This is a genomic window from Noviherbaspirillum aridicola (assembly GCF_019656455.1).
Taxonomy (GTDB): domain Bacteria; phylum Pseudomonadota; class Gammaproteobacteria; order Burkholderiales; family Burkholderiaceae_D; genus Noviherbaspirillum; species Noviherbaspirillum aridicola.
The window spans coordinates 42,569-51,389 of the sequence record NZ_BPMK01000024.1 but is presented as its reverse complement, the minus strand read 5'-3'; the positions used below and the strand labels follow the sequence as shown (position 1 = coordinate 51,389).

General features: G+C 63.9%; 8 protein-coding genes. 5 read left to right on the top strand and 3 right to left on the bottom strand.

Features of this window, described 5'->3' with window-relative positions:
• From NCCP691_RS20590 to NCCP691_RS20580, 3 genes are all read left to right on the top strand, one after another.
• On the top strand, window positions 1-284 hold a 284-nt coding region (locus NCCP691_RS20590), incomplete at its 5' end, for a hypothetical protein (protein WP_220810448.1).
• A gap of 7 nt (window positions 285-291) precedes the next feature.
• Window positions 292-849 carry an elongation factor P gene (gene efp, locus NCCP691_RS20585; RefSeq protein WP_220810447.1) on the top strand — a complete coding sequence of 186 codons (558 nt, stop codon included), beginning with the start codon at window positions 292-294 and terminating at the stop codon, window positions 847-849.
• A 251-nt stretch (window positions 850-1,100) separates the two neighbouring features.
• The gene (locus NCCP691_RS20580; RefSeq protein ID WP_220810446.1) at window positions 1,101-2,180 is read left to right on the top strand and encodes a TRAP transporter substrate-binding protein; all 1,080 of its coding nucleotides are present in this window, start codon (window positions 1,101-1,103) and stop codon (window positions 2,178-2,180) included.
• 704 nt (window positions 2,181-2,884) lie between these two features.
• On the opposite strand, the gene NCCP691_RS20575 is transcribed toward NCCP691_RS20580, so the two are convergent.
• The 3 genes from NCCP691_RS20575 to argH all read right to left on the bottom strand — a co-directional run bounded on the left by NCCP691_RS20575 (window position 2,885) and on the right by argH (window position 6,862).
• On the bottom strand, window positions 2,885-4,585 hold the full coding sequence (locus NCCP691_RS20575; protein WP_220810445.1) for a TRAP transporter large permease: 1,701 nt from the start codon (window positions 4,583-4,585) through the stop codon (window positions 2,885-2,887).
• A gap of 18 nt (window positions 4,586-4,603) precedes the next feature.
• Window positions 4,604-5,188 carry a TRAP transporter small permease subunit gene (locus NCCP691_RS20570; protein ID WP_220810444.1) on the bottom strand — a complete coding sequence of 195 codons (585 nt, stop codon included), beginning with the start codon at window positions 5,186-5,188 and terminating at the stop codon, window positions 4,604-4,606.
• Window positions 5,189-5,467: 279 nt separating this feature from the next.
• Window positions 5,468-6,862 (bottom strand): argininosuccinate lyase, encoded by a 1,395-nt coding sequence (gene argH / locus NCCP691_RS20565; protein ID WP_220810443.1) that lies wholly within the window; start codon window positions 6,860-6,862, stop codon window positions 5,468-5,470.
• A gap of 20 nt (window positions 6,863-6,882) precedes the next feature.
• Between argH and NCCP691_RS20560 the strand changes: the two genes are divergently transcribed.
• Window positions 6,883-7,974, top strand: coding sequence for a sensor histidine kinase (locus tag NCCP691_RS20560; RefSeq protein WP_238482535.1), 1,092 nt, complete (start codon window positions 6,883-6,885; stop codon window positions 7,972-7,974).
• Window positions 7,971-8,756, top strand: a complete 786-nt coding sequence (locus tag NCCP691_RS20555; RefSeq protein WP_220810442.1) for a LytR/AlgR family response regulator transcription factor — start codon at window positions 7,971-7,973, stop codon at window positions 8,754-8,756. The genes NCCP691_RS20560 and NCCP691_RS20555 overlap by 4 nt, the downstream gene beginning before the upstream one ends.
• Window positions 8,757-8,821: the final 65 nt, after the last annotated feature.

The following is an 8,821-nucleotide window of genomic DNA, read 5'->3' as shown; positions in this document are numbered from 1 at the left end:
ATAAACGTCAATCGGGCATTCTTATGGATGTTCATTCGGTTGGCTTCTTTGAGAACTGGGGGTTTGGCGATTTCCAGTTTCTCAAATCCAATCCGAATGAACCAGAACAACCTATTGAAACATCACACCTAGGCCGCGGAAACCGGAATTCTGGAACGCGCCGCGGCGCTGGTATAATACCCGGCTGTCCGTACATGCGCCCGATTCGGTCCTTCAACGATCGCGTCAACCTGTCGCACGCTCCAGAGGCGACGGCCTGTTTCCAAAACAACCCATTTTTCTAAATTCGCTATGAAAGCTGCAAAAGAAGTTCGCGTCGGCAATATCGTCATGATCGATGGCAAGCCGTTCATCTTGTTGCGCTCCGACGTCAACGGTTCGAGCCGCACGGGCTTCACCTACAAGTGGAAGATGAAGAATCTTCTGACCAACGCGCCGCTGGAAAACGTGTTCCGCGGCGACGACAAGTTCGACGTCGTCGTGCTCGAGAAGAAGCCGGTCACCTTCTCGTATTTCGCCGATCCGCTGTATGTCTTCATGGACGAGGAATACAACCAGTACGAAATCGAAAAGGAAAACCTCGGCGACGCGCTCAACTATCTGGAAGACGGCATGCAATGCGAAGCCGTGTTCTACGACGGCAAGGCGATCTCGGTCGAACTGCCGACCACCATCGTCCGCGAAATCACCTACACCGAGCCGGCCGTCAAGGGCGACACCTCGGGCAAGGTGCTCAAGCCCGCGAAGATCGCGACCGGCTTCGAGATTCCGGTGCCGCTGTTCGTCGACATCGGCGACAAGATCGAGATCGATACCCGCACCGGCGAATACAAGAGCCGCAGCAAGTAATCCGGTACGCATACGCGAGGAGCGCCGCATGGGAAACCCTGCGGCGTTTTTTTTCGCGCATTTCTTCATATCGGGCCGCCCGCGCCCCTATGGAAATGGCAATTTGTTTCTTTTCATGGCATGCTTCAGCGGTGCCGGGAAAGCGTATGACTTCCGGCCCGAAAGTGGTGAACCGCCGCGCGTACAAATCGACAACAAAGTCATCGCGCGTCGATGCTCAGTATCAAAGCTTCTTTTCTACAGGAGACATAATGGAACGTCGTTCCTTTCTGAAAAAGGCGGCAGTCGGCGGCGCCGCAGGCGCACTCGCAGCTCCCGCTCTGGCCCAGTCGCAGCCCACCCTGAACTGGCGCCTGGCCTCGAGCTTCCCGAAGTCGCTCGACACCCTGTTCGGCACCGCTGAAGTGTTCAGCCGCCGTGTCGCCCAGCTCACCGGCGGCAAGCTCAACATCCGCGTGTTCGCCGGCGGCGAAATCGTGCCGCCGCTGCAGGTGGTGGACGCCGTGCAGAACGGCACCGTGGAGATGGGCCATACCGCGCCGTATTACTACTTCGGCAAGGATCCGACGTTTGCCTTCGATTGCGCCGTACCCTTCGGCATGAGCTCGCGCCAGCAGACCGCCTGGTTCGACCAGGGCGGCGGCCGCGACCTGCTGCGCGAGTTCTATCGCGACTATGGCGTGATCAACTTCCTCGGCGGGAATACCGGCGCGCAGATGGGCGGCTGGTTCCGCAAGGAGATCAAGACGCTCAACGACATCAAGGGCCTGAAGATGCGGATCTCCGCCTTCGCCGGCCGCGTGATGGCCCCGCTCGGCCTGGTGCCGCAGCAGCTCGCCGGCGCCGACATCTATCCGGCGCTGGAAAAGGGCACGCTCGACGCGGTCGAGTGGACCACCCCGTACGACGACGAGAAACTCGGCTTCTACAAGGTCGCGCCGTACTACTATGCACCGGGCTGGTGGGAAGCCGGCGCGCAGCTGTCGTTCTACATCGGCATCAAGGAATGGGAAAAGCTGCCGGACGACTACAAGTTCGCGATCGAAGCCGCTTCCTACGAGGCGCATGTCACCATGCAGGCCCAGTACGACGCCAAGAACCCGCCGGCACTGGCCCGCCTGATCAAGAACGGCGCCAAGATGCGTTTCTTCTCCAAGGAGATCATGGAAGCCTGCTACAAGGCCGCGATGACCACCATGGAAGAGGAAGCCTCCAAGAACGCCAAGTTCAAGAAGATCTGGGAGCCGTACAAGCGCTTCCAGCGCGACCAGAACCAGTGGAACTCGGTGTCCGAGTATCCGATGCAAAACTTCATGGCTGCGCGCAAGTAAGCGTTTCCGGCCTGATGAAAACCCGCTGTGCTGCAGCGGGTTTTTTTATGGACTGCCGGTTTGTTTCGCGCTTCAGTCACGGGATAGCCGGCTGTGCGATTTCCGCTCGATAGCGCGCCGTGCGGTTCAGTCTTCGGACAACCGCCGACTACGCCGGCACGGAGGCCGGCGCCACCTTTTTCGATGGACCTCGCCCTGCCAGTAGGGCCGGCGTCCCTGCCGGTCCAGCGGAGGTCGCGCACGCGGCTTCGCGTGATGGGGCACCCTGTTGCTTCATTCTTCGGACAACCGCCGACTACGCCGGCACGGGGGCCGGCGCTACCTTTTTCGTTGGACCTCGCCCTGCCAGTAGGGCCGGCGTCCCTGCCGGTCCAGTGGAGGTCGCGCACGCGGCTTCGCGTGCTGGGGCACCCTGTTGCTTCATTCTTCGGACAACCGCCGACTACGCCGGCACGGAGGCCGGCGCCACCTTTTTCGTTGGACCTCGCCCTGCCAGTAGGGCCGGCGTCCCTGCCGGCCCGGCGGAGGTCGCGCACGCGGCTTCGCGTGATGGGGCACCCTGTTGCTTCAGTCTTCGGACAACCGCCGACTACGCCGGCACGGAGGCCGGCGCCACCTTTTTCGTTGGACCTTCCTCTGTTCGCCGCCAACAAAAAACCCCGCAGGGCGAACCGTGCGGGGTTGGCGGGGGAGAGCCCGGCGCCTTACTTCTTTTCCTCTTCGGTCGAGAAGTTCAGCTGCGGCTCTTCGCTCTGCTGGCTGGCGCCATCCTTGTTCTCTTCCTCGGTGGAGAAGTTGAACGAGGGCATGTCGCTGCTTTGTTCCTGGTTCATCGGCGTCTCGATCTTCAGCTCGAGCTGTTCCTTCATGTCGGTCTTTTCGGCCACCGACACGATGTTCGGGAAGGCGATGATCAGCGCGACCATGATGATCTGGATGACCACGAACGGCACCGCGCCCCAGTAGATGTCGGATGTCTTGACCTCCTTTGGCGCGACCGAGCGCAGGTAGAACAGGGCGAAGCCGAAGGGCGGGTGCATGAACGAGGTCTGCATGTTCACGCCCAGCAGCACGCCGAACCAGATCAGGTCGATGCCCAGCTTTTCGGCGACCGGGCCGACCAGCGGCACCAGGATGAAGGCCAGCTCGAAGAAGTCGAGGAAGAAGGCCAGGCCGAAGAACAGGATGTTCACCACGATCAGGAAGCCCATCTGGCCGCCCGGCAGCGAGGTCAGCAGATGCTCGACCCAGAGGTCGCCGTTGACGGCGCGGAAGGTCAGGCCGAACACGGAAGATCCGATCAGGATGAACACCACGAAGCAGGACAGGCGGGTGGTGGAGTCCATCGCCTGCTTGAGCAGCGAGAAATTCAGGCGACGGTTCATCATCGCCAGGACCATCGCGCCGAACGCGCCCATGCCGCCGCCTTCGGTAGGCGTTGCGATGCCAACGAAGATCGTGCCGAGCACCAGGAAGATCAGGGCCAGCGGCGGAATCAGCACGAACACGACTTTTTCAGCAAGGCGCGACAGCAGGCCAAGCTTCAGATAACGGTTGCCCGCAGCAAGCACGAAGGCGCCGACGATACCGACCGCCGCCGAATAGATGCCCACTTCGTCGGGCTTGGCGTTTTCGTGGCCGGCAAAATAGATCTCGGCGAACGCAAACGATCCCAGGGTGGCGAGCACCAGCAGCACGACCAGCGACACCACGCCGCTCTTGCCGTTCGGCTCGCGCAGGTTGCGTGCCTCGGGAGGCAGTGCCGGCACAGCCGTCGGCTTGAAGATCGAGACGGCCAGCACGTAACCGGCGTACATCGCGGTCAGCAGCAGGCCGGGCACGAAGGCCGCCTTGTACATGTCGCCGACGGAACGGCCGAGCTGGTCGGCCATCACGATCAGCACCAGCGACGGCGGAATGATCTGCGCCAGCGTGCCGGAGGCGGCAATGACGCCGGAGGCGATGCGCTTGTCATAGCCATAGCGCAGCATGACCGGCAGCGAGATCAGGCCCATCGAAATCACCGAGGCCGCCACCACGCCGGTGGTCGCCGCCAGCAGTGCGCCGACGAAGATCACCGCATAGGCGACGCCGCCGCGGATCGGGCCGAACAGCTGGCCGATGGTGTCGAGCAGGTCCTCGGCCATGCCGGAGCGCTCGAGGATCAGGCCCATGAAGGTGAAGAACGGAATCGCCAGCAGGGTGTCGTTGGCCATGATGCCGAACACGCGATTCGGCAGTGCCTGCAGCAGCGCGGGCTGGAGCAGGCCGAGCTCGATGCCGAGCAGGCCGAAGAACAGGCCGTTGGCGGCGAGCGCGAAAGCTACCGGGAAACCCGACAGCAGGAATACGATGAGGGCGCCGAACATGATCGGCGCCATGTTCGCGATGAGGAATTGCTCCATGTTCTGAGTCTCCGGCGATCAGTTCAGTTTGTTTGCAGCTTTGATCGCCTCGATTTCTTCTTCCGGCGTCGTTGCTTGTTTTTCGAATGCGCTGGCAGGTACCCTGCCTTGCAGGAAGCCGATGCGCTTGATCAGCTCGGACACGCCCTGCAGCGTGAGCAGCAGGAAGCCGGCCGGGATCAGCAGCTTGGCGGGCCAGATGATGAGGCCGCCGGCATTGCTCGATACTTCCTGGCTTTCGATCGAGATCCAGGTGTACGGAACGGCGTAATAGAGAATGATCAGCGTCATCGGCAGCAGGAAGAGCAGGAAGCCGAAGATGTCGATCCAGACCTGGGTGCGCTTGGAGAAGCGTCCCACCACCACGTCGATGCGGACGTGTTCGTTGCGCTTGAGGGTGTACGACGCGCCGAGCAGGAAGATCGCCGCGAACAGATACCACTGGATTTCCAGCCACGCGTTGGAGCTGTAGTTGAACGCGTAGCGCACGACGGCGTTGCCGGTGCAGATCAGGACCGAGATCAGCAGGGCCCAGCTGACAAGGCTGCCTATTTTTTCATTGAGCGCGTCAATGAATCTCGACAGCGAGAGCAAAAAAGACATGATGGTGTCTCCATGATTGAAAAATCTTGTCCCCGGTCCTTGGTTGTTTTTTCCGGGCGGGCCGGATCTCGGGTCCGGGGGAGTATATGCCATTTCCACCAGCCGGCGGCACGCCGTCGTGCTGATAAGAAAACACGGGATTTTTTCATGTTTTCAAGCAGTTGCGATTACGTGGAAATACGCAAATGCCTTGAAAAATGACGGGTCGGGGTAGGGAGCCGCCGCCGGATGTGCGGGCGCTGCGCCGGCGGGAATGCCGGCGCGACGCATGCTGGTGGATCAGCCCAGACGCGAACGGTGGAAGGCGATGGCGGCGCGCACCTGCTCGGGCGCGGTGCCGCCGATGTGGTTGCGGGCGGCGACCGAGCCTTCCAGGGTGAGCACCTGGAACACGTCGGCGTCGATCAGCGGCGAGAAAGCCTGCATTTCCTGCAGCGTCAGGTCGGCCAGGTCGCAGCCGCGCTGCTCGCAGGCGCGCACCGCGTGGGCGACCGCCTCGTGCGCGTCGCGGAAGGGCAGGCCCTTCTTGACCAGGTAGTCGGCCAGATCCGTCGCCGTGGCATAGCCCTGCAGCGCCGCGGCGCGCATCGCCTCCGGCTTGACCGTGATGCCGCGCGCCATGTCGGCGAAGATGCGCAGGGTGTCGACCACGGTGTCGACGGTGTCGAACAGCGGTTCCTTGTCTTCCTGGTTGTCCTTGTTGTAAGCCAGCGGCTGGCCCTTCATCAGGGTCAGCAGGCTGACCAGGTGGCCGTTGACGCGGCCGGTCTTGCCGCGAGCCAGTTCCGGCACGTCCGGGTTCTTCTTCTGCGGCATGATGGAGGAACCGGTGCAGAAGCGGTCGGCGATGTCGATGAAGCCGACACGCGGGCTCATCCAGATCACCAGCTCTTCCGACATGCGGGAGACGTGGGTCATGACCAGCGCGGCGGCGGCGCAGAATTCGATGGCGAAGTCGCGGTCGGACACGGCGTCCAGCGAGTTGCGGGCCACTTCCTCGAAGCCGAGGGTGCGGGCCACGCGCTCGCGGTCGATCGGGAAGGTGGTGCCGGCCAGCGCGGCGGCGCCGAGCGGCAGTCGGTTGACGCGCTTGCGGCAGTCGGCCATGCGCTCCGCGTCCCGGGTGAACATCTCGACATAGGCCAGCATGTGGTGGCCGAAGGTGATCGGCTGGGCCACCTGCATGTGGGTGAAGCCGGGCAGGATGGTGTCGGCATGGGTTTCAGCCAGATCCAGCAGCGCCAGGCGCAGCTCGCGCAGCAGGCCGGCGATGTCGTCGATCGCCGAGCGCATGTAGAGCCGGATGTCGGTGGCGACCTGGTCATTGCGCGAGCGGCCGGTGTGCAGGCGCTTGCCGGCGTCGCCGACCAGTTCGGTCAGGCGTTTTTCGATGTTCAGGTGAACGTCTTCCAGGTCGAGCAGCCATTCGAACCTGCCGGCAGCGATCTCGGACTGGATCTGCGCCATGCCGCGCTGGATGTCGGCGTAGTCCTGGGCGCTGATGATGCCCTGGTGCGCCAGCATCTCCGCATGCGCGAGCGAGCCCTGGATGTCGGCGTCGGCCATGCGCTTGTCGAAGAAGACGGAGGCGGTGTAACGTTTGACCAGGTCGGAGACCGGTTCGGAAAAGCGGGCCGACCAGGCCTCGCTTTTTTTGGAGAGTTGTGCTGTCATGAAAGAACCCCGGTGAATCCGTGATTATAGAACAAGCCCCGCGCCCGATGCCGTCCGAAACCGCAGTTCGCAAGCCCGACCGCCCCACCGATATCCTGATTCCCGACTGCTGCAACCTCGGGGTGGTGCTGCGCGTGCTGCTGGCCGTGAACCTGGCGGTGGCCGTCGGCAGCCTGCTGCATGCGAGCGGCTGGCGCGCCGGTTTCCTGTCCTTCGTCGAGGGATCGATGATGGTCGAATTGTCATGCCTGTGGTCGCTGTTCGCGCTGTGCGTGCTGCGGCGGATGCTGCCTCGCCTGCCCGCGGCTGCCGCGCCGGCGTGGGCGCAGCGGTTCGCGTGCGTGCTGGTGCCTGCCGCCGTGACCGCCGCCGTCGTGCATTTCTTCGTGTCGGTCGAATGGCTGCGCGGCGGCTTCGAGTACCTGACGGTACCGCGCGGCGCGCTGCTCGCCGCGCTGTTCGGGGGGCTGATGCAGCATTACTTCGAGCTGCGCACCCGCGCGTTTTCGCCGGCGCTGGTGGAGGCGCGGCTGCAGGCCCTGCAGGCGCGCATCCGGCCGCACTTCCTGTTCAACAGTCTCAACGCGGTGCTGTCCCTGATTCGCGGCGAGCCGCGCCGGGCGGAAGCCGCGCTGGAAGACCTGGCCGACTTGTTCCGGGTGCTGATGAGCGATCCGCGCAACATGACCACCCTGGATAAGGAGCTGCGCCTGTGCGAGCAATATCTCGCGATCGAGAAGCTGCGCCTCGGCGAGCGCCTGCAGGTGGAGTGGCGGATGGAGAACATCGGGGAGGACGTGCTGCGGCGCGCGCAGATGCCGGTGCTGCTGCTGCAGCCCCTGCTGGAGAACGCGGTGCACTATGGGGTGGAGCCGGCCTCCGCGCCGGCGCCGATCCGGGTCGAAATCAGCCGCGCGCTGGAGCGGATCGAGGTCGTCGTCGTCAATGCCTGGCACGGCGCGGCGGTCGTCCCGGGCAACCAGCTGGCGCTGCAGAACATCCGCGAGCGCCTGCAGTTGCTCTATGACGTGGAGTCGCAGCTGGCCACGTCGGTCGCAAACGGGCATTTCGAGGTACGGCTGCGTTTTCCGTATGTGAAGGGGGCTGCATGACGCCGCGTCTGCTGATCGTGGATGATGAAGCGCCGGCGCGCAGCCGCATGAAGACGCTGCTGGCCGACATCGAGGAGGAATGCCCGCATACGCTGGCGGGCGAGGCGGGCACGCCGCAGGAAGCGCTCGACCTGGCCGCGTCCCGGGTGCCGGACATCGTGCTGCTCGATGTGCAGATGCCGGGCATGACGGGGATTGAACTGGCGCGGCATCTGGCCGCCGCTCCGTCGGCGCCGGCCGTGATTTTCGTTACGGCATTCGATGAGTTCGCGCTCAAGGCCTTCGAGGTGCATGCGCTCGATTACCTGCTCAAGCCGGTGCGCGCGGCGCGGCTGGCCGAGGCGATCCGCCGTGCCGCCTCCCTGCGCGCGCCCGCGCCGCTGCCCGGACACGCGGCGGCGGCCGCGATGATGGGGGCGGCGCGGCGCCACTTCTCGGTGCCGGAGCGGGGGCGGGTCAGGCTGGTGCCGGTCGATGAGGTGCTGTATCTGAAGGCGGAACAGAAGTACCTGACGCTGCGCACGGCGGCGCAGGAATTCCTGATCGAGGAATCGCTGACCTCGATCGAGGAAGAGCTGGGCTCGGTCTTCATCCGCGTGCATCGCAATGCGCTGGTTGCACGCGCGGCCATCGCCGGCGTGGAGCGCGCCGCGCATCCGGCGGAAGGGGACGGCGAGGCGGAGCGCGGTCAGGACAGCTGGCAGGTGGTGTTGCGGGGGATCGATGAGCGGCTGCCGATCTCGAGGCGGCAGTGGGGAGTGGTGAAGGGGCTGGTGCGGTAGCGCGGCAGGACGCCTTGCGAGAGGCGCCCGAAAAAGAGACAAGTCTGGCTTCTATAGTCCCGAGA